The 26,623-nt window shown below is 59.3% G+C and carries 21 protein-coding genes, 1 tRNA gene, 1 pseudogene and 1 riboswitch; of the genes and pseudogenes, 11 read left to right on the top strand and 12 right to left on the bottom strand.

Features of this window, described 5'->3' with window-relative positions; all coding sequences use genetic code 11:
* From FJ320_09330 to thiS, 4 genes are all read left to right on the top strand, one after another.
* Window positions 1-107, top strand: a 107-nt coding sequence (locus tag FJ320_09330; GenBank protein ID MBM3926164.1) for an IS110 family transposase, incomplete at its 5' end; no start/stop codon positions are given.
* 187 nt (window positions 108-294) lie between these two features.
* Window positions 295-408: riboswitch (TPP riboswitch) on the top strand.
* A 51-nt stretch (window positions 409-459) separates the two neighbouring features.
* Window positions 460-1,251, top strand: a complete 792-nt coding sequence (locus FJ320_09335) for a thiazole synthase (GenBank protein MBM3926165.1) — start codon at window positions 460-462, stop codon at window positions 1,249-1,251.
* A 1-nt stretch (window position 1,252) separates the two neighbouring features.
* Window positions 1,253-1,924: a thiamine phosphate synthase gene (thiE, locus tag FJ320_09340; GenBank protein ID MBM3926166.1), complete on the top strand. Its 672-nt coding sequence runs from the start codon at window positions 1,253-1,255 to the stop codon at window positions 1,922-1,924.
* Entirely contained in the window at window positions 1,921-2,124 is a 204-nt protein-coding gene (gene thiS, locus FJ320_09345) for a sulfur carrier protein ThiS (GenBank protein ID MBM3926167.1), read from the top strand. Before thiE ends, thiS begins: the two co-directional genes overlap by 4 nt.
* A 326-nt stretch (window positions 2,125-2,450) precedes the next feature.
* Here the strand turns inward: thiS and selD are convergent, their stop codons facing one another.
* Both selD and FJ320_09355 read right to left on the bottom strand, forming a co-directional pair.
* Window positions 2,451-3,497: a selenide, water dikinase SelD gene (gene selD / locus FJ320_09350; GenBank protein ID MBM3926168.1), complete on the bottom strand. Its 1,047-nt coding sequence runs from the start codon at window positions 3,495-3,497 to the stop codon at window positions 2,451-2,453.
* A gap of 1,169 nt (window positions 3,498-4,666) precedes the next feature.
* A tRNA-Asn gene (locus tag FJ320_09355) sits at window positions 4,667-4,741 on the bottom strand.
* 157 nt (window positions 4,742-4,898) lie between these two features.
* Here FJ320_09355 and FJ320_09360 point away from each other — a divergent pair.
* Window positions 4,899-5,090: a CsbD family protein gene (locus FJ320_09360; GenBank protein ID MBM3926169.1), complete on the top strand. Its 192-nt coding sequence runs from the start codon at window positions 4,899-4,901 to the stop codon at window positions 5,088-5,090.
* Between the two features lie 15 nt (window positions 5,091-5,105).
* Here FJ320_09360 and FJ320_09365 read toward each other — a convergent pair whose 3' ends face one another.
* Together FJ320_09365 and FJ320_09370 are read right to left on the bottom strand one after the other, a co-directional pair.
* Window positions 5,106-6,434: an MFS transporter gene (locus tag FJ320_09365; protein MBM3926170.1), complete on the bottom strand. Its 1,329-nt coding sequence runs from the start codon at window positions 6,432-6,434 to the stop codon at window positions 5,106-5,108.
* A gap of 11 nt (window positions 6,435-6,445) precedes the next feature.
* Complete coding sequence (locus FJ320_09370; GenBank protein MBM3926171.1) at window positions 6,446-7,579, bottom strand: amidohydrolase; 1,134 nt, start codon at window positions 7,577-7,579, stop codon at window positions 6,446-6,448.
* Here FJ320_09370 and FJ320_09375 point away from each other — a divergent pair.
* From FJ320_09375 to FJ320_09385, 3 genes are all read left to right on the top strand, one after another.
* Window positions 7,206-8,420, top strand: a complete 1,215-nt coding sequence (locus FJ320_09375; GenBank protein ID MBM3926172.1) for a hypothetical protein — start codon at window positions 7,206-7,208, stop codon at window positions 8,418-8,420. The genes FJ320_09370 and FJ320_09375 overlap by 374 nt on opposite strands.
* A 574-nt stretch (window positions 8,421-8,994) precedes the next feature.
* Window positions 8,995-9,360: a DUF385 domain-containing protein gene (locus FJ320_09380; GenBank protein MBM3926173.1), complete on the top strand. Its 366-nt coding sequence runs from the start codon at window positions 8,995-8,997 to the stop codon at window positions 9,358-9,360.
* A gap of 233 nt (window positions 9,361-9,593) precedes the next feature.
* Window positions 9,594-11,015 (top strand): amidohydrolase family protein, encoded by a 1,422-nt coding sequence (locus FJ320_09385; protein ID MBM3926174.1) that lies wholly within the window; start codon window positions 9,594-9,596, stop codon window positions 11,013-11,015.
* A gap of 1,388 nt (window positions 11,016-12,403) precedes the next feature.
* Here FJ320_09385 and FJ320_09390 read toward each other — a convergent pair.
* Window positions 12,404-12,526, bottom strand: a pseudogene (locus tag FJ320_09390) (energy transducer TonB).
* Between the two features lie 299 nt (window positions 12,527-12,825).
* Here FJ320_09390 and FJ320_09395 point away from each other — a divergent pair.
* A complete protein-coding gene (locus tag FJ320_09395; GenBank protein MBM3926175.1) occupies window positions 12,826-14,169 on the top strand; it encodes an MmgE/PrpD family protein in 1,344 nt (447 codons plus the stop codon).
* 273 nt (window positions 14,170-14,442) lie between these two features.
* On the opposite strand, the gene FJ320_09400 is transcribed toward FJ320_09395, so the two are convergent.
* The 4 genes from FJ320_09400 to FJ320_09415 all read right to left on the bottom strand — a co-directional run bounded on the left by FJ320_09400 (window position 14,443) and on the right by FJ320_09415 (window position 18,534).
* A complete protein-coding gene (locus tag FJ320_09400) occupies window positions 14,443-14,985 on the bottom strand; it encodes a GNAT family N-acetyltransferase (GenBank protein ID MBM3926176.1) in 543 nt (180 codons plus the stop codon).
* Between the two features lie 97 nt (window positions 14,986-15,082).
* Entirely contained in the window at window positions 15,083-16,024 is a 942-nt protein-coding gene (locus FJ320_09405) for an LLM class F420-dependent oxidoreductase (GenBank protein ID MBM3926177.1), read from the bottom strand.
* Between the two features lie 111 nt (window positions 16,025-16,135).
* Window positions 16,136-17,158 carry an LLM class F420-dependent oxidoreductase gene (locus FJ320_09410; protein ID MBM3926178.1) on the bottom strand — a complete coding sequence of 341 codons (1,023 nt, stop codon included), beginning with the start codon at window positions 17,156-17,158 and terminating at the stop codon, window positions 16,136-16,138.
* 155 nt (window positions 17,159-17,313) lie between these two features.
* On the bottom strand, window positions 17,314-18,534 hold the full coding sequence (locus FJ320_09415; GenBank protein MBM3926179.1) for an MFS transporter: 1,221 nt from the start codon (window positions 18,532-18,534) through the stop codon (window positions 17,314-17,316).
* A gap of 658 nt (window positions 18,535-19,192) precedes the next feature.
* Here FJ320_09415 and ggt point away from each other — a divergent pair.
* The gene (gene ggt, locus FJ320_09420) at window positions 19,193-20,893 is read left to right on the top strand and encodes a gamma-glutamyltransferase (GenBank protein MBM3926180.1); all 1,701 of its coding nucleotides are present in this window, start codon (window positions 19,193-19,195) and stop codon (window positions 20,891-20,893) included.
* A 12-nt stretch (window positions 20,894-20,905) separates the two neighbouring features.
* The gene (locus FJ320_09425) at window positions 20,906-21,889 is read left to right on the top strand and encodes a hypothetical protein (protein MBM3926181.1); all 984 of its coding nucleotides are present in this window, start codon (window positions 20,906-20,908) and stop codon (window positions 21,887-21,889) included.
* Window positions 21,890-22,135: 246 nt separating this feature from the next.
* Here the strand turns inward: FJ320_09425 and FJ320_09430 are convergent, their stop codons facing one another.
* From FJ320_09430 to FJ320_09440, 3 genes are all read right to left on the bottom strand, one after another.
* On the bottom strand, window positions 22,136-22,966 hold the full coding sequence (locus FJ320_09430; GenBank protein ID MBM3926182.1) for a hypothetical protein: 831 nt from the start codon (window positions 22,964-22,966) through the stop codon (window positions 22,136-22,138).
* A gap of 368 nt (window positions 22,967-23,334) precedes the next feature.
* Window positions 23,335-24,501 carry an amidohydrolase gene (locus tag FJ320_09435; protein ID MBM3926183.1) on the bottom strand — a complete coding sequence of 389 codons (1,167 nt, stop codon included), beginning with the start codon at window positions 24,499-24,501 and terminating at the stop codon, window positions 23,335-23,337.
* A gap of 30 nt (window positions 24,502-24,531) precedes the next feature.
* The gene (locus tag FJ320_09440; protein MBM3926184.1) at window positions 24,532-25,614 is read right to left on the bottom strand and encodes an amidohydrolase; all 1,083 of its coding nucleotides are present in this window, start codon (window positions 25,612-25,614) and stop codon (window positions 24,532-24,534) included.
* Between the last annotated feature and the right edge of the window lie 1,009 nt (window positions 25,615-26,623).

A 26,623-nucleotide genomic window follows, 5' to 3' on the forward strand; every position in this document is an offset into this window, starting at 1 on the left:
AGAAGGTGGCCCTGGTGGCCTGCATGCGCAAGCTCCTTACCATCCTCAACGCTATGCTCAAACATAAGACCCCTTGGCATCTTTCTCCTAAGGTGATTTATGCCTAACTCTAAAGACGGTTGCTGAGCGGAGTCGGTACTCGGACGCAGTCGAAGAATCTGTGCTCGCTGCCAACCTCATCTCATTGGACAGGTAATGGGTCTACCTTCCTCTTACTTACGTATTGAGGGGACCGAACCCTGGCCCCATCTTCATTGACGCCCCTTCGCCCCTGATGTTACCCTTTATTAAGCCAAAGTATCCGACGGGAGCCCCGGAATTTCGGGGCTGAGAGGTCCCAGGCCATCGGGACGACCGTCTGAACCTGATCCGGGTAATGCCGGCGAAGGGATGGAGCGCCAAGCCAAAAGCCATTCCCGCCAGGATTACCCTGGCGGTTTTCTTTTAAGGGAGGCAAACGTGGCTGATTATCTGGAAATAGCGGGCAAGCGCTTCAACTCTCGACTCATCGTCGGCACCGGCAAGTACCGCACCAACGACGACATGGTCAGCGCCATCGACGCCTCCGGCGCCGAAATGGTCACCGTCGCTATCCGTCGCCTCAACCTCGACAACCCCAACGAAAAAACTATCCTCGATTATCTCGACTGGAACCGCTACACCATCCTTCCCAACACCGCCGGCTGCAAAACCCTGGACGAAGCCCTCTTCGTCGCCAAACTGGGCCGCTCCGTCACCGGCTCCAACTGGGTGAAGCTGGAGGTCATCCCCGACCCCAAGTACCTCTTCCCCGACCCTGCCGAGACCCTCAAGGCCGCGGAGCGCCTCATCAAAGAAGGTTTCGTCGTCCTCCCCTACATCCACGCCGACCCTGTCCTCGCCATGCGTCTCCAGAATGTCGGCTGCGCCACTGTCATGCCTCTAGGCTCGGCCATCGGCTCCGGCCAGGGCATCCACACCGCTGAAGAGGTCCGAATCATCATCGAGCAGTCGAAGGTTCCCGTTATCGTCGATGCCGGCCTTGGCGTCCCCTCCGAGGCCTCCCAGGCCCTGGAGCTAGGCGCTGACGCCGTGCTGGTCAACACCGCCATCGCCCAGGCCCAGGATCCCATCCTCATGGCCAAAGCCTTCAAGTCGGGCGTCGAGGCTGGACGAATGGCCTACACCGCGGGCCGTATGCCCAGGCGTCTTTACGCCGCCGCCAGCAGCCCCACCACAGACGTGCCTCAGCCGACACCCGTCAAGTCTTAAAATGTCGCGCCCCGCCCTCACAAGGCCCATCCTGTGCCTAGTAACTGACCGCCGCCTTTGTCACGACGGCGACCTGGTCAGAAAAGTCGCCCAGGCGGTGGAAGGCGGCGTCAACATGGTGCAGCTTCGGGAAAAAGATATGCCAGGCGGTGGGCTGCTAAAGCTGACCATGGAACTGAAGAATGCGTTGCAGAACAAAGCCTTGCTGTTCATCAACGAACGCGTTGACGTAGCTCTGGCCTGCTCCGCCGATGGCGTCCAGCTAGGCGAGGACGCTATGGGCCCATCAGAGGTCCGCCAGTTGGTGAAGGACACCATGCTGATAGGCCGCTCCGTCCACTCCATGGAAGGCGCTCTGGCCGCCCAGCGCCAGGGCGTCGACCTCCTGGTGGTCGGCACTATATTCCCCTCGCCATCTCACCCTGCTGGGCCGGTAAGCGGCGCAGCCCTCCTGCGACGGCTTACCGCGAGAATCGCCACTCCATGTATCGGCATCGGCGGCATCAACGCCGCCAACGCCGCCGGGGTCATCCATGCCGGCGCCCTTGGCGTGGCCGTCATCAGCGCCATCCTCTCCTCCCCAAATCCTCGACAAGCCGCTGCCGCCTTGCGTCAGGCCATCAATGCCGCCTGGGCATCAAGACAAGGCCTGGAAAGAGTATCTAAGCGATGATCAACCTAACAGTAAACGGCAAGCCTCGACAGGCCCCCGTGCCCCTAACCCTCACAGAGTTCCTCAAGACGCTGTCGATAAAAACCCAGTTCGTAGCCGTCGGCTACAACGGCGAGGTATTGGACAAGGAGGACTTCAGCCGCGTGACCCTCAAAGATGGCGACGTGCTGGAAATCGTCCGCCCCGTAGGCGGCGGCTAACCAAAAATGCTGCAATGCTAATCAACTACAGTGGCGAGGTATACATTCTTTCTGGTTCTCTAATTAGTTCGACTGGGACTAATTAAGGTTTGATCTACTGAAAGGATTGTCGGCTACCAAGGAACTTCCTTCTCCCCTTGTGGGAGAAGGCGCAGGTTGAGGGGGAAACCCTATGGACAGGACACTTTATCATTGCCACCTGCCATGCTGCGCTTCTCCCGGCTACTTCTGAGAACATGCATCGATGATCTTGAAGGAGATGCCGCTATGACTAGCCACCATAGGTAGAATCTTTACTCAGCGCAAGCACACACGCCCACGCCCTTCTACGGCAGCACCTCAATCGCTGCCCCATCCCTCTTCCCCACCTCTCCTATCACCGCCGCCATCTCCACCCCTCGCGACTCCAATTCCTTCACCAGCTTCCCCGTCTTCGACTCCGCCACCGATATCAATAGCCCACCCGAGGTCTGCGCGTCAGCCAGGAATATCTTCTGTGCCGCCGTTATCTCTGGGTGCCACTTCACCCAGTCCTTCAAGCTCTTCAGGTTTCGATGTGTCCCGCCCGGCGCTACTCCCTGCTCAATAAGACGCCACACGCCTGATATGGCAGGCACCTTGGATAGATAAATTCTCGCCGAGGTCTTGCCCCCAGCCATCATCCCCTTCAGATGACCTGTGAGACCAAACCCAGTCACATCCGTGCAGGCGTTAACCCCTACGGCCATCATCGACTCGGCAGCCTTGGCGTTCAGCGTCTCCATCCACCGCAGCGCCTCATCGATAACCTCTCGTCCCGCCACCCCCTGCTTCCCCGCCGTCGTGATAACCCCCGTGCCCAGGGGCTTGGTCAGCACAAGCTGGTCGCCCGGCTTAGCCCCTGCGTTGGTCACCTGCTTGCCCGGCGGCACCAGCCCAATCACTGCCAGCCCGTACTTCGGCTCCGCGTCGTCCACCGTGTGGCCCCCAGCGATTATGCACCCCGCCTCCTGCGCCTTGGTGTACCCGCCGCGCAATATCTCAGAAAGTATGTCTTTAGAAAGATTGATAGGAAATCCGACGATGTTCAGTGCCATAAGCGGCTTGCCGCCCATGGCGTAAACGTCGCTCATCGAATTGGCTGCGGCTACCGCGCCGTAGTGGAACGGGTCATCAACTACAGGCGGAAAAAAGTCCACCGTAAATATCAACCCATGCTCGGAATCCAGCTTGTAAACGGCCGCGTCGTCCCCTGTCTCCACCCCCACCAGAAGTTTGGGGTCGACCATTTTCGGCAGCTTCTCCAAGACCTGACCCAGGTCTTCAGGGCTGAACTTGGAAGCTCAACCCGCGCAGTGGGCCAGGGATGTCAATCTGACTTGCTCGGCGCCCATGTCCGCTCCTAAAGATTTGTATCCACAAGTATAGGCTCTGAGTTGCTCTAATTATACTCACCCTCTGCCGATTAGTCCTTCTTGGGGGTTTAGTAACCATCTATACGGATTATCGTAGATTTAGTGCCCCTTAAAGAATAACTCCTCCGCATAGAGACTAAAATATTGCGATTACATAAACCAATCCGCCTAATTCCAATTCTTGCTCTGGCGGCTTGCCTGCGTTGCCGCCTGCCTCCTGCGGCTCTTCGGATGACGAGATGAATGTGGAAGCTGCTGTCCGGGACACAGCCAGGGGCTGGAACAGCAAGGATACAGCGGCCCTCTTAACTCACTAGACGGATGAAGAGCTTCTTGCTGAACTCGGAGACCAGGCGCAGGCTCAAAACGCCCAAAGAGGTGCTACGAGAGCATAAACTGTAAACATAAAAAATGGCTTCCGAAGCCAGTTAGCACTCAGAACCTACAGTGCAATATTCAAGGTACCAAAACCTGTAAAGAGAAAAGGTTGTAGTCCGAGACACCACCGCAATCTAATGGTCCTAGCTGAAGAATGGCAACTACGAATTACTAATGGTCAGGTTAGGTCTCGCGCCGAACTAGCCAGAGAATTGGGTTTCTCCAGGGCTCGGGTTACTCAGGCGCTTAGGATTCTTAGCCTCTCTCCCCGAGTTAAAGAGATTGTCCGGTCACTGGGTGATCCGATGGATAGGAAATATGTGAGCGAGCGTATGCTTCTTTCAATCTGCAAATTGCCAGCAGAGGAGCAAGAGCGCAAGATTCTAGAGATTATTAACTGGCCGGTTCAAAAGACGCATCCAGGTGGTGGCTGAGGGCCAAAACCTGACTGAGCCATCTCAAGGAGCCCTCATAGTTTTACCATCGGTTCGAGGCATTGCTGTCCCCGCCGTCACGGCCCTTGAAGAAGCTGTGTCCACAGGGAGCTATGGAGATCAGGTTCTCGCGAGTATGGAGGTTGTGGCGGAGAATATTCGGGACTTACAACATCTGCTTGAGGATGGCACTCTATCAGAGAGAAAAGCCTTCATCAGGAAATTTGTCCAGGAAATCATAGTTAGACCCGGACAAATAGAGATCAAGTACATTTTGCCGCTGTTAACTAGTGGTGGCTTTAATGAGCCCTATCCAGTTCTTGACATTGGTAAAGATGGCTCCCGAGGTAGGACTCGAACCTACGACCAAGCGGTTAACAGCCGCCCGCTCTACCGCTGAGCTACTCGGGAACAAAGAAAGCGCCCCATCAGGGCAACGTAATTCTAACATTGGGAGTCCCCGTACTCAAGGATGTCCGACTTGAGGGGGAGGCCTCCTACGGGGCGAATCCTGATGACATCTAAAAATCCTAGCTACGGGGAACATAAAAAATCTTGGAGGCGCGTTGTGAACAAGAACCAGACCAAAGGAAAGACTAGAGAGATGAAAGGCAAATTCAAGGAAGGCATGGGCCGCGTCAAGGGCGACGACGCTGATAAGACTGAAGGCAAAGTCGACCAGTTCGCCGGCAAGGCGCAGAAGAAAGTTGGCGACGTCCAGAAGAACGTAGACGACGCCAAGAAAAAATTCCGCAAGTAGCTCTTTAAGGCTTGCCTATAACAGCGCCCCGCTTCGATGCGTTAACCCGCCCTCTTCATCTGCCGGCGACGCCGCCTTCAGCGTCGCCACCATTATTCCCCCCGCCAAAAAGCACGCCCCGCACACCGCCAGCAGCGCGTTGTACCCCAGATCGTCCTGCCATCGATTCAGCCCATCGATGGCCGCGCCGCCTCCCTTCGACGCCGCCAGCCCCGCCAGCAGCGCCAGGTTTGCGATGCCTAACTGGTGCGCTGCCTTGGCCCTCGACACCATGTCTGTTATCATCGCCCGCCCCGCCGACATAAAGATACCCACCGCCGCTCCCATCAGCACGCCTATGGCCATGATCTGCGGCAGGTTTGTCGCCGCCAGGAACAGAAAGCTCCCCGCCGACCCCATGGCCGCCGACGCCATCAGCAGCGGCCTCCGGCCCACCCTGTCCGCCAGAAATCCCGCCGGCCAGAGCGTCAGCGCCACCGTCCCGCCCACCACCGCCGCCAGCACCCCCAGCGCCGACGCCGGATTCTCCAGCCCCACCACGTCCCTAAGAAAAAATAGCGTGTAGGTCTGCAAGACACCTCCCGCCAGCGCGAACAAAAACCCCGCCGCCAGCAGCCGCCCTAGTTGCGGGTGCGCCCCCTCGACTTTCTGTATCTCCCCCGTCTCCACCTCTCCCGTTCCCACCTCCTTCTCCCTCAGCGTCGCCCAGGTCCACGCCGCCACCGCGAGCAGTAACCCCACGGGCAGCGCCAGCGACGCCCACAGCCACACGTCCCGCTCCCCCTCCGAGTGACCGTCCATCAGCACGCCCGCAGCCACTACCAGCAGCACCGCTCCCACGGCCCCTGCCATCGCTCTCACCGATGACACCCTCCCCCGTTGCTCCGCCGGCGATTGGTCCTTAATCAGGGCGTCGTAAGGGTTCTGCGCCGCGTTCAGCCCCGCCTGCACCAACACCACCCCAATTACCAGCACAGCAAACGATGTCGCCAGCCCCACCAGCGGCGCCGCTACGACCGCCACGCCCACCCCCGCGATGATGTATGGCCGACGCCGTCCCCCCGGCAGCAACCCTCGGTCGCTCAAATATCCAATGGCCGGCTGCACCGCCATAGCCACCGCCATTCCCGCGAAAGTCAGAATCCCCAGATATGTGTTCTTCAGCGATTCCGGCGCCAGGTCCAGCACTCGAAATGGCAGAATTACCTGCCCCAGGCTCGTAGAGAGCGCCGCCAGCCCAAAGGCCAACAAACTGGTGTTTAGGTAAAAGCGCAAACCTGCTTCTCTGCGGTTCGTCGCTTCCCTAATCAATGCGGCTGTGGCCTTTGGATTCCCTTCCGGCAGCTGTGGATGGTCTAGGCCTGCTTAAATCCATAGACTCGTGCTGAATTTCCGCCCTCAATCAACCGCCTTTCCCCCTCCGGTACCCCTTCTAAAATCTGGTCCAATATCTCTCTAGACCTGGGGAAGGTGGACTCCGCGTGGGGGTAGTCGGACCCCCACAACATTTGCGTTACTCCAATATGGTGCCTCAGCTCAATACCCAGGACGTCCTCCTGGAAGCCGTGATATACCTGGCGCTTCATAAAATCGCTGGGTACTGCCCCGTCCTTAAAGCGATAGGTTGCTACGTCAGGCCGGTCCCTGTAATACACGTCCATGCGGGATGTAAAGAAAGGTATCCAGCCTAGTTCATGTTCCACGCTAACTATCTTGAGCTTTGGATGCCGCTCCAGCACGCCGGAGTAGACAATGTCTCCAAGGCTTTGACGTACAAAATAATCGTTATTGCATCTGTCCGTGGCATTCAGCGCTTGCCTCCCCTCCTTCAAAATCTGCGGCCCGCCAAATCGGTTGGTAGTTACGTGGAGACTCAAAGGCGCGTTCAGCTCTTCCGCGGCCGCCCAGAAAGGCTCGTACTTCGGCAAGTAATAACGCTCGCCTGTCCTGGGAAAGGAGCTGATCATAACGCCGGCCAAACCCTTCCTAGTGACCCCTTCCATATCCTCAACGGCCGACCCTATATCGTCATCCAGCACCACCGCTCCCACCCCCTTAATTCGTTCTGGGTAATGGGCGCAAAAGTTCGCCAGCCAGTCGTTGTACGCGCTGAATATGGCCCTCACCAGCCTGGTATCCTCTAAGCCGAAAAACGCCAGCCCCGCCGAAGGATATACCACCCCTCCGTACACCCCATCTACATCCATATCCTTCACATGTTCGGAGGGTATAAACGCGCCAGGACGAATGTCTTTGTATATCCCTGCCTGGATAATATCCTCTGGTCGCTCAAACCGCTTTCCCGCCGCGGCCACCGCCCCTGTTGCCGCTGCTCTCCGGTCTCCCACAAACCACCAGTCATACTTTCCGCCGTCGTTTCCCAGATGCGGCGTCAGGTTGCCCCACTTTCTTTTGTCCATGCGGTCTTCCCACAGATTTGGCGGCTCAACTACGTGCGAGTCTGACGAGATAATTCTATTCTTTGTCATAATTAATCTTTGCCATCGCTATGGGAATGTATTCAGCCGTAAAATATCATTGCAATATATGGCTGTCAAACCATTTATACGTGTAATCAAGGCTGTCCCCTTTGTTCAAAAAGCCGTAGGCGTGTTTACGTTTCTCCGCAAAAAGGTTTCCTCATGGACCCCAGCCCGTCTCCTCTACATCGCCCTGCGAGACTTCACCCGCTCCAACGGCGTCGGCCTCGCCGCTGGCATCGCCTTCTACTCCCTCCTCTCCCTCTTCCCCCTCAGCCTCGCCGCCATCGCCATCGCCGGCTACTTCTATACCGGCCAGGACGAGCAGGCCCAGGTGGTCGAACTCATCCAGAAGCTCATCCCCGTCTCCACCGACTACCTCGCCGACACTATTGACGGCGTGGTCAGCAATCGAGGGCAGGTCAGCATCATAGGCGCCCTTGGTCTGCTATGGGCCGGACTGGCCGTCTTCTCCGGCCTCAGGAAGGGAATAAACCACGCCTGGGGCATCGGCAAGCCCCCCAACCTCCTCATGGAGCGCCTCATCGACCTCACCCTCCTTTCCATGGTCGGCGTCGCCGCCAGCAAGAAAATCGTTAGCTTGCCGTGCCGCACCATCCACCTCGTCATAAATCGTGCCCTGAACACCTTCCGCACTACCCCGGCGTCTGAGCTCAGATGCACCGCCACAAACCCCGGCATCTCCCCCACCGCCGACCCAACCCCCATGCACAGCCCTACAAGCCACGGATTTAGTGTTGCCCCTCCCACCAGTACTCCGGCCAGGCTGGGGCCTGGGATAATAAAGCTAAGGCCGCTCACCATAGCCACCAGCATTAGTCCTGGGTAGGACAGCGCTCCCGACGACCCTATCCATGGTGCCATCGCCCACGCCGCCCCCAAAGACCCCACCAGAAAAAACGCCGACACAATAAGCCTGGTTCTGCTGGAAGTGCGCTCATGAGTCTTGACTAAGACGGGGTTAGCCATGGCCCGCCCATTGTTACACGACACACCCCATTTTTGACTCTGAATTCGCCTGCACTTAAGGGCAATATTTCCACTCCCAAAGTCCCCAGACGGTTCTATTTGCTTGCGGGTGTTACCAATCAGATAGGGTGCTCTGGCTCTCCACACCGCTCTGGCCTCTCCCCCCTTGAGGTCGAGCACCTTGATGCTATCTAATCGCGAGATCCCGATAGGATCGGGAGGGAGAGTTAGAGAGGGGGGTCGGTCTTGGTAGGGTGGGACTCACCGCTCACCACTTCTAACCAAATAGCACCCTCCAAAGTGAGGCGTAAAGACTTTTCTTGGCGCTTGCTCCTTGGGATGAGGTCGACTGGAGCGGTCTCTAGCGTAGCCGAAGGGTCTATCCCCTGCTAAAATGGCCGTACCTTTCCACCCCTCCTCCTAAGGAAGCCCCCATGGACAAAGCCGTCCAGCAGGCCCTCAAAAACGACCGCACAATTGACATAACCACCAGAGGCCGCAAGTCCGGCAAGCGCCGCAAGACCGAAATCTGGTTCTACAACATCGGCGGGCGGCTCTTCATCTGCGGCCCCGGCGGCAAGCGCGACTGGTACGCCAATATGCTCGCCCATCCAGCCATCACCTTCCACCTCAAAGAGTCCGCCACCGCCGACCTCCCCGCCACCGCCGTCCCCATCACCGACCCCAAGGAGCGCCGTCAAATCTTCGACGCCATCCTCAAAATCCTGGACCAGCCTGAAGACCTTGACGACTGGACCCGCTCCGGCCCCCTGGTAGAAATCAAACTCAAAAATCTTTAAACGCCTGTTGCAAAAGAGGTTTGATTTGCTTATAAGGGATGACAGCCACCGAGGACATTCCTTCTCCCCTTGTGGGAGAAGGTGCAGGTCCAAGACTCGCCGTGGAGAGATGAGGGGTAAACCCTGGAACTGCAAGACATGTATTAGTACCGCCGCGCATGCTGCGCATATTCCCATAAATGTATCTGTAACATTCGCACCAGCTACCTTAAACCCATCCATAGGAGTTCACCATGCCTAACACCTCTCACGTCGACACCATCGTCCGCGGCGGACAGGTCGTCACCGCCACCGAAGTCTTCGACGCCGCCATCGCCATCTCCGGCGAGAAAATCGCCGCCATCGGCCCCGAACACCTCCTCCCCAAAGCCGACAAGTACATCGACGCTACCGGCAAATATGTCCTCCCAGGTCTCATCGACTGCCACGTCCACCTGGACCGCTGCGACAGCTACCAGCTCGGCTCCATCGCCGCCGCCCATTCCGGCCTCACCACCATCATCCCATTCGGCACCTACAATATCGACAAGCAGGAGACCATCCCCCAGGCCGCCCATCGCCTCCGCGAGGAGATCAATGCCACCTCCGTAGTGGACGTCGGCTTCCACTTCATCGTCGCCCACACTCCCTACGCCCTCAAAGGCATCCCAGAGGCCATGAAGATGGGTATCACCTCCTACAAAATGTTCATGACCTATAAGAAGAACGCCCATCGCATGTGTCCCGACGACTATCTGTGCGAAGCGATGGAGCTGGTCTCCAAGGGCGGCGGCCTGGTTCAGCTCCATTGCGAAAGCGGCAACATCATCGACTTCCTGGAAAACAAGCTCCTCGGCGGTGGCTGCGTCCACCCCACCTGTTTCCCCCAGGCCTGCCCTGACTGGGCCGAGGAGGAGGCCATCAACCGCGCCGTCAAAATGGCCGCCGTCACCAACTGCCCTATCTACGTCGTCCACCTCAGCAGCAGCGTAGGCCTGGAACGCATCAAGCAGGCCCAGGCTGCCGGCCAGCGAGTCTGGACGGAGACCTGCCCCCAGTACCTCCTACTCTCCGACGAGCAGATGGCCAAGGTCGGTCCCCTCGCCAAAATCGGTCCGCCCCTGCGGCCCAAGGACGGCCCCGACCAGCCCGCCCTCTGGAAAGGCCTGGAGATGGGCTACATCTCCGCCATCGGCAGCGACCACGCCCCCAACTTCCCCGAGGTCAAAAAGCCCGGCTGGGACAACATCTGGACTGGCCCCGACGGCATCCCCATCCCCTTCGGCGCTCCCGGCGTCGAGACCGTCGCCCCCCTGGCCTTCAGCGAAGGCGTCTCCAAGCGCAACCTTCCACCTACCTGGCTGGCCCGCGTCATGTCGGAAAACCCCGCCCGAATTTTCGGCCTCTACCCCAAAAAGGGCGCCATCCGCGTGGGCTCTGACGCCGACCTCACCATCATCGACCCCAAGGACAACTTCACCGTCCGCGCCACCGAGCACCACGGCAACTCCAAATACACGCTCTTCGAAGGCTGGCCCGTCCAGGGCAAAGCTTGGATGACCCTCCTCCGAGGCAAAGTCTTGCTCAACCAGGGCAAACTAGAGCAAAAACCCGGCTACGGCAAATTCGTCCCCGCCGGCGGCCCCATGCCTCCCCTCGGCGGCCCCGCCCGGTAGGACTACCTGGCCCACTCACCGGTAATGGTTAGAGGTCTGGGGTGTCCATCTGGTTCTTCCCCTTTCCTCGCGAGGAAAGGGGAAGTTATGGGGATTGGTGCGATTATTCCCTTCCCCTTCCAGCAATGCATGATGCACATTAAGGGAGGCCTTAGGCTTTCTTTTTATTAGGGGCTTGTTAATGGAAAGCTAGGAGCCTTTTGCACGCCTGGGGTTGTGGGGCTAGTCTGGTTCTCCCCCTTCGGCACCTTTGCCCGAAAACTTAGTTAGCGCTTTTTGGGAAAGTCGAGCGGAGCAAAGCCCCTCGCCAGGAAGTGGGGGGTCTCCCCTCTGGTTCCCCTTCTTCTCCTATTGATAAGGAGAAGAAGGGGCTAGGGGATGATGAGGTGCTCTCCTTTTTAATCTCCCCCTTCCAGCAGGAAGGGGCCAGGGGATGGTATCTCGCTATGACTTGTCCACGCTGTCAGGATACTAGAGTTCAACCAGAGCCGTAGTTATATCTACGGTGTCCTATAACAGCTCACATCCGCCGCCGTCGCCTGCGCCCTGTCGTCCCACGGCTTCACCTCCCCGTTCACCGCGTCCACCACCCAGAGGCCGAAGAGCGCCCCCGCCTGTAGCAGCAGTCCCGTTTCCTCAGCATACACCGCCTCGCGCCTGCCCTCCACCAGCCACCGCTGTGGGTTGTCTGTATAAAATCTGAAACTGGACCGTTCAGGTTGGCCGAAGCAGTCATATACCGCAATCCACACCCTTAGCTCCGCCTGCGGCCCCTGCACCGTCGACGGGTAGTTAGGCGCCGTCGAAAGGCTGCATTCCGCCGCCGCGTCAATGGCCAGCCTGTCCAAGGGCGAGACCAGCCCGGACATGGCGTCCACCTGCCACAGGCCGAACTGTGTGGCGTCCGACTTCCCCTCCACAATCCACTTTCCCGCTCCGTACTCATACGCAAAGAAGTTGCCCAGTTCAGGAAAAGTGCCATAGCAGCTATACGCCTTCAGCCACACCTCCATCTCCGCCTGATTCTTTGAGCCGATAGCAGGCACAGGGACAGGAGGCAGCGAGGAAATAATGGACATCTGTGGCGGCACCGGGCCTTTGCTCAACACGCTGGCCGGCTCCGAACACACCACCCCCGCCTCCAATAGCCGCGACGACGTTGCGTCCGCCGGCGCTACCGTTCCCGTATCGTCTGTCACGTGGTACTGGCCAAAAGTCAGCGTACCCTCTGCGCCAGTCACTCCTACCCTCCACTTCCGCTCCTCCGACGAATAGTCGCTGGTCAGCGACAGCTCCAGCTTGTTGCCCGCAGCGCCCAGCTGGTCGGCGCACTCCCTGACCTCCAGGTACACCAGTTGTGTAACCTCCGCCGTGCTCAAGCTGGTTGCCGGCGCGGGCGTGGGCGATGGTGTGCTGAGAAACTGTGCCAGAGGCCGGGGCGTCGGTGATGGCCGGGGAGTCGCGGTCGGAGTCGGCGTGGGGACCGGTGTCGATGTCCTGGCTGTCGGCGTAATCTGTGTCGACGCCAGCGGCACGGTAGATTCCTCCCCGCCTACAAACCCGCACCCCGCCATCAGCGTCACGCCCAATACCGCCATGAAAAAATAGGCCAGCCCGGAAATCTCATAACGCTCCTTGGGTTATTCGGCATTTCCGCACGGACTTGCAATCTTCGTGGAAATGGCCTATGAACATATCCACCGACTATCCTTGTAAGTCTATATATCTTCTGCGAGATCATAATCGTACTTTAGTTCACCACCGTAACCGTACTTTAGTCCCAAAACCGCCATAACCGAGGGATAAAAACATGCCAAACGACTACCTGGACCACCTCTCCCAATTCGCCGCCTCCCTCTCTTGGGACCGCCTCCCAGGCTCCGCCCGCTCCGCCGCCAAAGACGTTGCCCTCGACACCATCGGTGCCATCCTGGCGGGCTGCCGCCTTCCCGAAAACGCCGCCCTCGCGCGCTTCGCATCCTCCCAGGGCGGCGGCCCCGCCATCATCCTCGGCCACGGCTACAAAGCCCAGCCCATGTTCGCCGCCCTCGCCAACGCTACCGCCGGCGTTGCCATGGAGGTGGATGAAGGTACCCGCCTCGGCGGTGGCCACCCCGCCATACACACCCTCCCCGGCGCCCTAGCAGTCGCTGAGGAAAAAGGCCTCGGCGGCAAAAAGCTCCTGGAAGCCTTAGTCGCCGGCTACGAAGTCTCCTCGCGCATCGGCGGCGCCACCGTGGCAAAACCCATCGTCCACTCCCACGGCACCTGGGGTACCATTGGCACCGCTGTGGCCGTAGCCCGCCTCCTGGATTTCGACGCTCCCAAAATGCGGCAGGTCATCAACCTCGCCGCCTCCATGACCCCCGCCAACACCTGGACCCCCTGCTACGAGGGTGCCACCATTCGCAACGTCTACCCCGGCCGCTCAGGTATGCAGGGCATCCTGGCCGTCCACCTCCAGCAGTGCGGTTTCACCGGCCTCCGCGACGGCCCCTCCGACGTCTACGGCCGCCTCCTGGCCGACAGCTTCGACCCCCAGGCCGCCGTCGTCGGTCTGGGCAAACCGCCCTATCGTATCGAACAGAACTATTTCAAGTTCCACGCCTGCTGCCTCTTCAACCACCCCACCCTGGACGCCATCGCCGCCCTTCTCCAGGACCGCCCCTTCACGCCCGCAGACGTTAAGTCGATAAAAGTCACCACTGTCCCCCCGGCCTCCCAGATGGGCGGGCCCTATCCCCCCAACCGGCTCTCCGCCAAGTTCAACATCCCCTACGCCGTCGCTTCCCTCATCGTCAACCACCGCAGCGACATCCCCGCCTTCGAGCCTGCCGCCATCGACAACCCTCAAATAAAGCAGCTCGCCGCCAAAATCTCCCTCTCCACCGACGCCAAAATGAGCCTCCGCGATCCTAAAGGCCCCGTCGCCGCCGTCTCCATCGCCCTCAACAACGGCCATACCTTGGACCGCGACGCCGCAGTCCATCACGGCGACTTCCAGTCCCCCCGCCCTAGACAGTCCCTGGTGGACAAATTCCTGAACTTCGCCCGTCCCACCTGCGGCCAGGACGGCTCCAATTACGCCCTCATGGCCTTGGAAAAACTTGAAGACCTCCCCAACGTCCGCCAGCTAACCCTGTATCTGGGCTAAAGCCTCCTTCTATTTAATAAAAAGTCCCATTCTGCCGCATTATTCATGGCCTTTCAGGAAGGACACAATCCTCAGCCTTACCGAAGCTCTCGAATGGTGGGGCCGGGATTGTCTCTCAGGTTCCCCTTCTCTCCTATTGCAAAGGAGAAGAAGGGGCTAGGGGATGATGAGGTGATCTTACTTTCTCTTCCCCTTCCAGCAGGAAGGGGCCAGGGGATGGTATCCCGCTTATGAATGACGATAGCTATGCAAGTCCGACAGTACGCAGGGATACTAGGGCCGCTTCCCCCTCACCGCCCTCCACTCCCCCTCCAGCATACTCATCTGATACAAACTCCAGTACCCGTCCCCCATCGCCCGGCTCTCCCGGTGCAGCCCCTCATCCACAAACCCCAACCCTTTGTACAGCTTAATCGCCGGCGTATTGAAATCGAACACCACCAGGTCTATCCGATGCAGCCCCATCTCCCCAAACCCTATTTCCATCGCCTGCTTAACAATCTCCTTGCTCAACCCTTTCCCTCGATACTCCCGCTCCCCCACCAGCACCCTAGACATCCTCGCCGACCTGTTCTTCCTGTCGATATTCCCTAGCTCGATATGCCCGAACACCTTCCCCGTGTCCGTGTCCACCGCCTTCCATATCATCCTAGACGGCGGGTTCGTCATCGCCCCCTGTAAGTTGGCCTCTAACTGCTTCTCGTCCAGCGGCCAGTTATACGCCGGCCCCGACCACTGTAGCAGCTCCTCCGCCGAATGCACCCACCCCAGCAGCCTCTTTATGTCCGACTTCTCGAAACGTTCCAGCTTTATCATGTTCTTCCCTCTGCTCTTCCCCTGCTTTTGGAGCCTGTCCTGAGCCTGGCCGAAGGAGTGGAAGAATACAAGATGGGGGCCTTCCCTTCTCCATTCCTCATTTCACCAGCGGCATCACCTTGGTCGCAAACCCCTCAATCAGACTCAGCGTCTTCTTCACATCATTTGTCCGCATGTCCAACACCAGGTGTCCCACCCCCACTGACGCAAACTCCCTTATATCCTGCGCGACGTCCTCCGCCGTCCCCCTGAACGGCTTCGGGTGCCCCGACGCCAGCAGCTCATACTTCGGCACGCGGTACGCCACCTCAATCTCCCCCAGCGCCCGACCCGCCTTCCGCGCCATTGCCCCAAGCTTTTCTATCGCCGCCTTCATCTGCGACGCTGTCTCCAGCGGGTGCTGCGGGTTCAGCCCAATGGGATGCCACCCGTTCCCCAGTGTCGCGGCCCGGCGCATCGCCGGCGGGCTCTCCCCGCCAATCCATATCGGTAAGTGTGGCTTTTGTACTGGCTTGGGGTAAAACCGTATGTCCGAAAACCTCACATATTTTCCCTCAAACCGGGGGTTCGGACTTGTCCAAAGCTCCCTCATCGCCCGTATATACTCGTTCGTCACCTCGCCCCGCTCTTCGTAGGGTGGCAGCCCCAGCGTCTCGAACTCCTCCCGCATCCACCCCGCCCCCAGCCCCAGCGTCACCCGCCCGTTCGATAGGTAGTCCATGGTTGCCAGCGCCTTGGCCGCGATAATCGGGTGGCGATTGGGCGTAATCATCACCCCCGTCACGATGCGCAGGCGCTCTGTCTTGGCCGCGATGTAAGTCAGCAGCGTCAGGCACTCCAGCGTCTCCCCCTCCACGCTCCCTGGGTGCACCGCCTCCGGGTTGTACGGGTACTTGGACGCGATGTTGTTGGGAAACACGATGTGGTCACCCAGCACCGCCTCGTGGAACCCCGCCTCCTCCGCTCTCCGCGCGATAAGGGTGGTGTTCTCAGGCCGAGCCGTCGGCCCCCGCGTGTTCATGCTAATGCCAAATTTCAAAGCCTGCCTCACGGTTTTGTCATTCTGAACGAAGTGAAGAATCTGGCCCCATTGAAGCTTGGTTGTGCTAATTACCGCTCGTGCTGAGCCTGTCGAAGCATGAGGGCCGGATTAGCTCCAGTTACTTTTCCCAACCCCATACACGCTCCCCACCTTCGGCAGCACCTTATCCGCAAACTCCTCCGTCCACCGTATCGTCTCCTTCACGTCGTCGCTGCGGAAGTCGAAAATCAAGTGCTGCGCCCCCGCCTTGGCGAAGGCCTTGATGTCCTCCGCTATCTGCGCCGCGCTCCCCGTGAACGCCCCCGACCTCTCCTTGCTCACCCTCGACTTTGGCACTCGATAGCTTATCTCCACGTCGCTCTTCTTCCGCCCCGCCTTCTTCACCTCCGCGTACAGCCTGTCCGCCGACGCCTTTACCTGCTCCGCCGTCGTCAGCGGGAACTTGGGGTTGGAGCCGATGGGGTGCCACGCGTCGCCCAGCGCCGCCGCGCGACGCAATGCTGCCGGGCTTTCGCCGCCTATCCACAGCGGTGGGTGCGGCTTCTGCACCGGCTTGGGCTCAAAGAAGATGTTCGAGAACTTGACATACTTCCCATCGAACGACGGGCTGGGACTCGTCCATAGCTCCTTCATCGCCCGGATGTACTCGTTGGTGACCGCGCCTCGCTCCTCGAAAGACGGTATGCCCAGCAGCTCGAACTCCTCCCTCAGCCACCCCGCCCCCACGCCCACCGTCACCCGCCCCTTCGACAGGTAGTCCAGCGTCGACAGCGCCTTCGCCGCCAGCAGCGGGTGGCGATGCGGCACTATCATTACGCTTGTGACCAGGCGGATCTTCTTTGTCGCGCCGGCCAGGAAGGCCAGGGCCGTAATCTGCTCAAAAGCCTCCCCCGTAGCCGCCGACGTGAACTGCCCGCTGGCGCTGTACGGGTACTCGGCCTCGATTTTCTTAGGTATGACTATATGGTCGCCCAGCAGGGCGTACTCGTACCCCAGCGCCTCAGCTCGCTGGATGTTGGCTATCTGCGCCTCCGGCTGCGACGCCGGCCCCTTGCTCTGGAGGCTTATCCCGTACTTCATAACGCCCCTCCTGCGCTTCAATTGTCGACATTGTATAGCAGAGCCCTTCATTAGGGCACCCTTGTTCCAATACCATGCTTCCTTAGAGCCTATCTTCTTCTTTCCTCTCCCTTGATGGGAGAGGATTAAGGTGAGGGTGAAGCCCTAGAGGAACGGCACTTTATCAATGCTGCTCCCCACTGGCGTGGGCAGGGCGGCATGTACCCTCACGCCTCCCTCCCCGCCTCCCGATTTATCACCCCCGCCATCCTGCTCCTCCCCAGCCCGTTCACTGCCACAAGGCTCCCTCCTCCCAGCACCGACCACGTCACCCCCACTAGGCTCGCCACCGCTCCCATCCCTAGCGCCCCAAACCCGATGCTCGTCAGCACCACACTGTGCAGCCCCATCACCCGCCCCCGCATCTCCGCCGGCGACAGCAGCGGCAGCACCGTCTGTGCCTGCGTGTTGTACATAATCGACGCCGCTCCCGTCAGGCCGATAAGGAACAGCGACAGCGGTATGTTCCGGCTGAAGCTGAACAGAACCAGCAGCGCCCCGAATGTGATAGCTGCCCCGAACAGCACCGTCCCCTTGGATTTAATATCGCCAAAGCTGGATATGACAACAGTCCCCACCACGCCCCCCAGCCCCCGGCACGTCGATAGCATTCCCAACACCACAGGCCCACCATTCAAGACCTCAGTGGCGATGACTGGAAACATGGACCAGGCCGAGAACCCCAGCCCTTCGGTAATCAGCACCGTCAGCAGCACGCCCCGCACAGGCCGGTTCTTGCGAATGAAATTGATGCTCTCCCGCAGCTCGCCGAATACCGAGTTGGTCTGTCGATGCTCCATCGGCACAGGCGCTACCTTTAGCATCAGGAAAGCGCCCAGTACAATAATCGACCCCAGGATAAGGAACAGGTACCCGACGCCCACGCCAGCGATGATAAAACCCGCCGCGAAAGGCCCCACCAGCCCCGCTATCTGCGACGACATGAACTGCCCTGCCATGGCGTTCATGAAGGCGTTCCGCCCTACTACGTCCAGCAAGAATGTATTTCTGGACGTCCTCTGCAGCGACATCCCCACGCTGTGGCCCATGGACATCACCAGCACGTGCCACACCTCCACCAGGTCCGCCACCACCAGCACGCCGATGGTCAGAATCGCCAAAGCCATCAGCCCCTGCGACAGCATCACCATCAACCGCCTGTCCATTCTGTCGGCCAGCACCCCGCCGAAAGGCGCGAACAGTAAGTTGGCGGCGGCCCCCAGCCCCGGCGCCAGCCCAACGATAAACGGCGACTCGGTCAGGTCGTACAGCAGCCAGCCCTGCCCCACCATGTAGGGCTGGAAACCCGCCGCGGCGGCCAGGCTGCTGCTCCACATCCATCGATAGGCCGGGATCCTAAAGGCGGTAAAAAGCCGCTCCCACATCATGGGACGGCTCTGGCCTCCTTAGCTGAGTCAATTGCTTCCAAAAATTTCTCCAGCGCTATTGTCCTCCGCAGTTGTACTCAAATGCCGTCCAATTATAATCACCGTTTCAATAGTCCTGTCATTGTGCGAAAGCCACAGCGCGATCTCCTGCTCACCTTGTGACATTTGCCCATTGCCTTAAGCCTCTCTCTTCCCCTATCCTCTCTCCATGACCAGCAGCGTAACCATACACAAGGCTGCCTTCCCTTGGAGCTATGCCGTGTCCTTCACGATGTCGAACACCTTGATTCAACTCAATCTCGAGACCACGATGACCATCGGGGCGGTACCGTCCCCTATTCGAACCTATGATTTCAATAAATCGAATCAGGAAACGAATCCGTGCCTGACTTGTGCCTGCAACATCCATTCGTTTCCTCAAAAAATTTTTCTCCGAAACCAATAGTCCGGGAGGTTGTTTTGCAAAAATGAGAAAACAACCTCTCAACAGCTTACCCATGTAATCTTGAGCGCCTTAGTTCATACAATCAAAAAATCCCAATTGGTATGAACCTAGGGTGGTCTGAGCATCTAGGAGCCTGACAGGCTAACTTTCTCTCCCCGCCACATCCGGCCTTTGGGATGCTAGAATACCGCCATCTCTTTCCAGGAGGCCCCCATGCCTATCGGTCCCCACGCCGTTAGCTACGAAGCTCACCGTCCCGTTGTCATGGGCCGCAAAGGCATGGTCTCCTCGGGCCACCCCCTGGCCTCCCAGGCCGGCATGGTTATGCTTCAGAAGGGCGGCAACGCCATCGATGCCGCCGCGGCCACCGCCGCCGCCCTCAACGTCGTCGAACCGATGATGTCCGGTATCGGCGGCGACGGCTTTATCATGGCCTACATCAAGGACCGCGACGAGCTCAAGGTCGTCAACGCCACCGGCGCCGCGCCCCTGGCCGCCACCCTGGACCGCTACCCCAAGGGCATACCCCTCAAGGGCATCATGTCCATCCTCACCCCCGGCCTCCTCCAGGGCTGGTACGAGGCCCATAAGCGATACGGCAAACTGGAATGGTCCGAGGTCCTGGAACCCGCCATAGACCTGGCCGAGAACGGCTTTCCCGTCAGCCACCACCTCTCCAAGGCCATCGCCGCCGACACCCTCCTCTGCCAGTTCCCCACTTCCCGCGCCATCTTTACCCGCGATGGCAAGCCGCTCCAGCCAGGCCAGGTCCTTTATCAGCAAGACCTGGCCCGCACCTTGGTCCGCATCGCCCAGGATGGTCCCGCCGTCTTCTATGAGGGCGATGTGGCCCAAGCCATCGTCAAGTTCTGTCAGTCCCAGGGTGGCCTGCTATCCCTCCAAGACCTGAAACGCCACAAGGCGCGATGGCAGGACGCCATCGGCACCACTTATCGAGGCCACACCGTCTACGAAGCGCCGCCCAACTCCAGCGGCCACGTCCTCCTCCAGGAGCTGAACCTGGCCGAGACCTTTGACCTCAAGTCCATGGGCTGCAATACCGCCGAATGCATCCACCTCATGGTCGAGGCCAAGAAGCTGGCCTTCGCAGACCGCGAGGCTTACCTCGCTGACCCCGAGTTCGTCGATGTGCCCATCCCCGGCCTCCTCTCCAAAGACTACGCCCGCGAGCGCGCCCGCCTCATCGACCCCCATCGCGCCGCCGTCGGCGTCAAGGCTGGCGACCCCTGGCGATACCAGGGCAACGGCGCCCGACCGCCCAAGCGCATCTCCAAAGTCGGCGTCCCGCGAGAGGACACCACCTGCTTCGCCGTCGTTGACCAATGGGGCAACGCCGTCAGCCAGCTTCAGAGCCTCCAGAGCGCCTTCGGTTCCAGCCTGGTAGCCGCGGGCACCGGCGTCCTGCTCAACAACCGTATGAGCTACTTCCACCTCGACCCCAACCACGTCGATAAGCTGGAGCCCGGCAAGCGTGTTCGCCACACCATGAACCCTGTCATGGTCTTTAGGCAGGGGGCCAACGGACGCCGCGAGCTGGCCCTGGCCTGCGGCACCCCCGGCGCAGACACCCAGGTCCAGACCAATTTCCAGGTCATCACCCACGTCCTGGACTTCGGCATGACGGTCCAGGAGGCTGTTGAGGCCCCCAGGTGGCGCAGCCTTCAGAACGGCACCGAGTCCACTTTCCCCCACACCTGCGAGGATGAGGTGTGGATCGAGTCCAGGTTCCCCAAAGATGTCGTGGCAGGCCTTGAGAAGAAGGGCCATGCCTTGAAGGACATCGGCCCGTGGGTAGGCACCGGCAGCGAGGTCATGATCTGGTCCGACGGCGTCGAAGGCGCCCTCCATGGCGCCGCAGACCCCCGTCGCGACGCCTACGCGGTAGGCTGGTAAAGGAGGCAACTGATGGCAAAAGTAACTACGGTCCTCGGCCCCATCGACACGTCCAAGCTCGGCTTCACCCTGAGCCACGAGCACGTCCTCACCTCCTCGGCCTGTTTCCGCCACGTCTATCCCGAAATGCTTGACAGAGACCTGGCTATAAAAGCAGCCGTGCGCTTACTTGGCGAGGCCAAGAAAGAGGGCCTCAACAGCATCATCGACTGCACGCCTATGGACCTGGACAGGGACGCGGCGCTGCTGGAGGAGGTCTCTCGCAAGAGCGGCGTCAACATCGTCTGCGCCACCGGCAGCCATCTGTATATCCCGCGCACCTTCTACGAGACCATGTTCCCATGGATGAAGCCCATGTCCCCCGACCGCGTCGCCGATTTGTGGGTGAGGGAGGTAGAGGTGGGCATCGAGGGCACAGGCGTAAAGGCTGGCATTATCAAGGTTTCCACCAACGACCCTATCAGGCCGCCCGAGGAGCTTATGCTCCGCGCCGCCGCCCGCACCCACCTGCGCACCGGCCTTCTCATCACCACCCACACCCCCATGAGGTCCCGCGTCGGCCTGGAACAGTTGCGCATCCTTAAGGCCGAGGGCGTGGATTTGACCAAGGTCTATGTCGGCCACGTCAACAGCACACTGGAAGCGGACTACCACAAGCGCATGGCTGACCAGGGCGCGTGGCTGGGCATGGACCACTTCCACCCCGCCGGCGCGCCCGGCACCGAGACCTGGGAGGAGCGCACTGAGTTCATCGCCGGGCTGATTAAGGACGGTTACGGCGGTCAGATCATGCTCTCCCACGATTGGAACGTCGGTTTCCACGCCCGCCGCCATCCGCCTGCGGCGGACGGCGAGAAGGACACCCACCCTGACGGCTACGCCTGGATAGGCCGCGCTGTTCTTCCCAAGCTTCGTAAGCTAGGCGTCTCAGAGCGCGACGTTAAGAAGCTGATGGTGGACAACCCCCGGCGCTACTTTGATGGCGCCGGGAAGTAAAGCCTACTTTAGCATGGTCACCGTGACCGCAATCAGCACGATTGCAATTGCTACGCCTCCAAGCAAAACGCGGTCTCGTTTACTGAGGAGACCCGCTCTTCCCGTGGAGCGACGCCGATACTCGTCAAATTCCGCCCGCTTTACCTTTGCCTGAGTATGGTCACCGACCTCTCTTGGCGAGTGCATCGCTTATCCTTTCAAGAGGACTCCTCTTCACTATACCACCAGCCTTAGCTTCCTGGATGGTTACTTGCCGAAGACCTTTTTAAAGAAGTCGGCGTGGAGGGTGGGTATGGGCTCCAGCATCTCGTGGAGGACGTGGGCCACGCCGGGCAGGGGGTGGAGGGTGGAGTCGGCGCCGTGGGCGGTGAGGAGCTTGTGGAGGGCCAGGGCGTTCTTCTCGTAGATAACGTTGGCGTCCTTGTCGCCGGATATGAGGAGCGTCTTGGGCAGACCTTTGACGAAGTCCTTGCCCCTGGCCTTGAGCATAAGCTCGGTCTGAGGCAGGGGGTCGCTGCCGGCTGTCGCGGCGGCGATGATGTCGTCAGGGGTATCGTCGGGCATGCCGAAGGCCTTGCAGATGACTTCCTTTCTATAGTGGAGCATCGATGCCAGGGACGCGACGGCCTGAGCGAAGACCACACCCTTAATCTTGCCATGGAGCGGCCCAATAGCCGCCAGCCACATGACTGTCCCACCCATGCCCGCCGACGTGTACATGCCCACCTTGTCGGCGTCTACGTTGGCCTTGTCCAGCATCATTCGATAGAGGGTTATGAGGGCGGCCACGGCGGCGGGACGCCCATAGTGGTCTCCCGTCAGCTCCGAACCGGCGACGGCGTAACCCGAGTCCACCAGCTTGTCGACGATGGCTTTGGCGGGGGGCTTCTTCATCCAGTCGGAATCGCCGTCACGCACATAGCTGCCCATGCCGCGACACCAGAGGACAAGGGGGACAGCGCCGGAACCTTTGGCCGATTTGTAGTTCCTGGGTGTCCTTAGAAATGACCATTCGCCGCCGGCCTGGAAGAATACGGTCTGCGCGCCGTCTTTGAGTTGAGGAAGAGGTTTATCCATTACATGTCTCCTTGTTTTGCACTAAAAGTGAATCTCGTTCTTAATCGGGATACCATCCCCTAGCCCCTTTCCCGACTGCATCGGGACTGAGTACAGCCTGCTGGAAGGGGAAGAGAAAATAAGGAACCACAACCCCCTCCTTCGACCAGGCTCAGGACGGCGTCTAACTCCCCCTTCGCCTTCCAGGCCGAAGGTGGAGAACCTGAAGGGAAGGAATTACCCACCAAGAGTCGGTAAGGAGCCATTGTCTTTCTTTGGCTTCGAGAAGGGGTACCAACAGGGTTTCTATCCAATGCTGGTGCCTCCTTAAGATTTAAGGCCCCCCGATGAATCGGGGGGCCTTGGACAGATCTGTGCCTGAACAGGGTCTAGTTAGTCGGGACCTTCACGCCGTCCAGCAGCCGCTTGCCGTAGAGCCGCACCGCATTGTCCCAAAGGATCTTGCGCTTCGACTCGTTGGAGATGGGCTGGGCCATCATGTTGGGGACGGGCTCCCAGGGGTCGGGGGCGTCGGCGTGGGGGTAGTCGGTGTTGAAGATGATGCGCTCGTCGCCCACGTGCTTGATGAGGAAGTCGATGCCCAGCTCATCGGCGTCGCAGGCGATGAACATCTGGCGCTGGAAGTACTCCCAGGAGGTGGCCTTCAGGGGCTCGCCGTGGTAGGTGTTGGACTGGCGGCCTTCGGCGCACTTCTCCAATCGGTTGAGCCAGAAGGGCAGCCAGGAGGAGTTGGCTTCCAGAATGGATATCTTCAGCTTGGGGAAGCGGTCAAGGATGCCGGTCATGATGAAGTGGGCGACGCCGATCATGTCCTCGAAGGGGAAGTTGACGGCGTGGTGGATGGCGTTGAAGGGGCCTTCCATGCCGTTGTATCTGGCATAGGTGGCGGGGTCCTGGGTAATAGTCTCGTTGCCGTGGAGGGACAGAGGAATGTCAAAGTCCTGGGCCAGGTCCCAGACCTTGTCGAACTCCTCCTGGTGCCACCAGTGTCCCTGGGAGGGCGTGGATATGATTATGGTGGCGGCGCCCATCTCGCCGACGGCGCGATGCATCTCCTTGACAATCTCGTCGGAGGAGCCGCCTGGGACCACCGCGGCGAACTTGACGCGATGGTCCGTCTGGTCGCAGAAGTCCTTGGCCCAGTTGTTGTAGGCGCGGACGATGGCTGCGCCCAGGGGGATGTCCTTGCGGGATATCTGGGCGCCCAGGTGACCGCCGGTGGGCAGCGCGACCTGCACGTCCCAGCCGAACTTGTTCATGTCGTTGAGGCGGCTCTTGGGGCTCCACCAGTCGCGCCAGGCGTCGCCGTACTTCTTCTCCTGGTCTCGATAGCGTCGCACGGTGGAGGGCGAGACCTCACCTTTGCTCTTGGGGATGAGGACGCCGTCGCCGTCATAGACCAGGCGGGACTTCATGTAGGACTCTTTGATGATGGGGCGGCGGTCGTAGAAGGCCTTCTCGGTATACTTGTTCCAGATATCGGGCGGCTCGTAGAAATGGGCGTCCGCGTCTATGACCTTAAAGCCATGGTACATGGATGTCTCTCCTTGGCCTAGTGTTTATATCTACTTTTTAGAGCCGTTCTTAACCCCGTACAATTCCAGGGCATTATCCCGTAGTATAGCTTTCTTCTGCGCTTCTGTCAGGTCTTTGCGCCCCCACAGGTGGTGGATGCTCTCGGGGTACTCGTTGTCCCAGTGGGGCCAGTCGGAGGCGTAGAAGAGGCGGTTCTTGCCCATGATGCGAATGACCTCTGGGATAAGGTCTTCGCCAACCTCGGTATGGATCCACACGCGCCCGCTCTTCATGTAATCGCTGGGTTCCTTCTTGCAGTTCGGCGCCTCGAAGTAGCCCCGCTTTTCCCACTCCTCGTCCATGCGGTTCAACAGGTAAGGCACCCATGTAGAGCCGGCCTCCAGGTAGCCGACGCGGAGGTTGGGGAACTTCTCGAAAACACCTTCGTAGGTCATGTGCATCATCTGCATCATGTTGGAGACGGGGAAACCGATGGTGTGGCGCTGGATGAACTTGGTGTACTTGATGTACTCGCGGGTGGCGTGGCCGCCGTGGACGGCGATGGCGCAGCCCAGGCGCTGGGCCTCGGCGTAGAAGGGGTGGAGGCGCTTCTCGCCCAGGAGGCCGAAGCCGACGGCCGCCAGGAAGACGCCGCTGTAGCCGAGCTCGGTGACGCAGCGTCGCATCTCTTTGATGGACTCATCGACATCCATGAGAGGCATGAGGGCGACGGATTTGAAGCGAGGGCTGTGCTTGAGCCACTTGTCGTGGACGTAATTGTTGTAGGCGCGGGTGATGGCGATGAGGTAGTCGGGGTCGCTGATGGCGGAGTAGCCCAGGAGGGTGGTGGGGAAGAGGAACATGGTCTCCATGCCGCCGTCGTCAGCGACTTTAAGCCACTCGTCGGGGGTGGGGAAGCCGGGGCCGCCGAAGGCGCCCAGGGTGCCGCCGAGGCCGGGGTCGAAGAAGTCCTTGCCGGAGATGGTGCCGCCGCCGACACGGCCGTTTTCGTCAGGGATAAAGGGGTGGGCACGCTTGATCTTGGCGTAGGGGCCTTCCAGATAGGACATGAGATCGGTTTCGGGCTCATTGATATGGCCGTCAGCATCTACGACGCCGAAAGGCAGCTTCATAGCGGTCCTCCTCTACACATCCTTGTTGTTAAGCCCTACGTTAATCCCAGGGGTTTGAGGTGTCAATAAGGAGGTCTACTGGTGGGCGATTACGGAATGCGTAAGAGAACTGAGTTCGTGCGAATATATCAACTTTTAGCTTCGGGCCCATGAAGGTAAATTGTCTATATGTACGGAAGCTCGGGATTCGTTTTTCCTGAAAATTTTTTAGAGAAACGAATCGGATTTCCAGGCGTGAATTAGGCACAGATTCGTTTTCTTGGTCCAAGCGTGGCGTTGGGTGATGTTGGAATTCCTGAAGGTGAGAGGAGGGCCGATCCTCCTGGGGCGGACCAGCCACCTTCCCGGTTACATCGGGATTTCGATTGATATTGTTTGCATAGGCGCTCAGCATGAATAAAGAAGAGGTTGGGGGCCGACGCGTGGGCCTGCCTCGATTATATGAGTAGGCTGTGGGGCAGTTGTTTCCTTCGAAAAAATTCTTTTTGTGCCTAAAGCGCTCAAAACAACCTCCGGGGCCATTTTATATCTTCCTATAAAAATTTCTTTACCCCCCTCTTTTTCGGAAAACAAATGCGGAACAATTTAAGGGCCAAACCTAGTCGAGGCGGCGGCAGGGCGAGGCTACCTTTGACAAAATAACCTTTCCGATTAGCATCGGGGCCGATCCGCCACGGCGGACGAGCCTCCCCATTGTATAGAAATCAAGGATGGGGAGATTTCGCAATTAATATAAATAAGTTAAGGTGCTCAATTTGCTGAAACGAATCGGGGTACCAGACGTGGCTTAGGCATGATCCGTTTTCTGGTTTGTCTCATTCGTTCAGCGGGCAATCGCCGATGGGATGAAGTATGGGAGAAGGGGGCACCTCCCGATGGTATTATAGAAGCATAAGATAGAACATGTGTTTGTCTTAAGGCAAGGGGCCGCATGACATTAAAAATATGGTTACCGAAATAAAGTGATTGTCTCAAAACTACGGTTACCGAAATCCCAGGGAGGTAGCCG

Source organism: SAR202 cluster bacterium, assembly GCA_016872285.1.
Taxonomy (GTDB): domain Bacteria; phylum Chloroflexota; class Dehalococcoidia; order Lucifugimonadales.

Excerpts from the sequence above, each read along its gene's own strand:
- thiE (MBM3926166.1), top strand. The coding sequence starts at position 1,253 with ATGTCGCGCCCCGCCCTCACAAGGCCCATCCTGTGCCTAGTAACTGAC.
- FJ320_09400 (MBM3926176.1), bottom strand. The coding sequence starts at position 14,985 with ATGATAAAGCTGGAACGTTTCGAGAAGTCGGACATAAAGAGGCTGCTG.
- FJ320_09370 (MBM3926171.1), bottom strand. The coding sequence starts at position 7,579 with ATGACAAAGAATAGAATTATCTCGTCAGACTCGCACGTAGTTGAGCCG.
- FJ320_09380 (MBM3926173.1), top strand. The coding sequence starts at position 8,995 with ATGGACAAAGCCGTCCAGCAGGCCCTCAAAAACGACCGCACAATTGAC.
- ggt (MBM3926180.1), top strand. The coding sequence starts at position 19,193 with ATGCCTATCGGTCCCCACGCCGTTAGCTACGAAGCTCACCGTCCCGTT.
- FJ320_09440 (MBM3926184.1), bottom strand. The coding sequence starts at position 25,614 with ATGAAGCTGCCTTTCGGCGTCGTAGATGCTGACGGCCATATCAATGAG.
- FJ320_09430 (MBM3926182.1), bottom strand. The coding sequence starts at position 22,966 with ATGGATAAACCTCTTCCTCAACTCAAAGACGGCGCGCAGACCGTATTC.
- thiS (MBM3926167.1), top strand. The coding sequence starts at position 1,921 with ATGATCAACCTAACAGTAAACGGCAAGCCTCGACAGGCCCCCGTGCCC.
- FJ320_09385 (MBM3926174.1), top strand. The coding sequence starts at position 9,594 with ATGCCTAACACCTCTCACGTCGACACCATCGTCCGCGGCGGACAGGTC.
- FJ320_09410 (MBM3926178.1), bottom strand. The coding sequence starts at position 17,158 with ATGAAGGGCTCTGCTATACAATGTCGACAATTGAAGCGCAGGAGGGGC.
- FJ320_09375 (MBM3926172.1), top strand. The coding sequence starts at position 7,206 with ATGGCCCTCACCAGCCTGGTATCCTCTAAGCCGAAAAACGCCAGCCCC.
- FJ320_09425 (MBM3926181.1), top strand. The coding sequence starts at position 20,906 with ATGGCAAAAGTAACTACGGTCCTCGGCCCCATCGACACGTCCAAGCTC.
- FJ320_09395 (MBM3926175.1), top strand. The coding sequence starts at position 12,826 with ATGCCAAACGACTACCTGGACCACCTCTCCCAATTCGCCGCCTCCCTC.
- FJ320_09415 (MBM3926179.1), bottom strand. The coding sequence starts at position 18,534 with ATGATGTGGGAGCGGCTTTTTACCGCCTTTAGGATCCCGGCCTATCGA.
- FJ320_09435 (MBM3926183.1), bottom strand. The coding sequence starts at position 24,501 with ATGTACCATGGCTTTAAGGTCATAGACGCGGACGCCCATTTCTACGAG.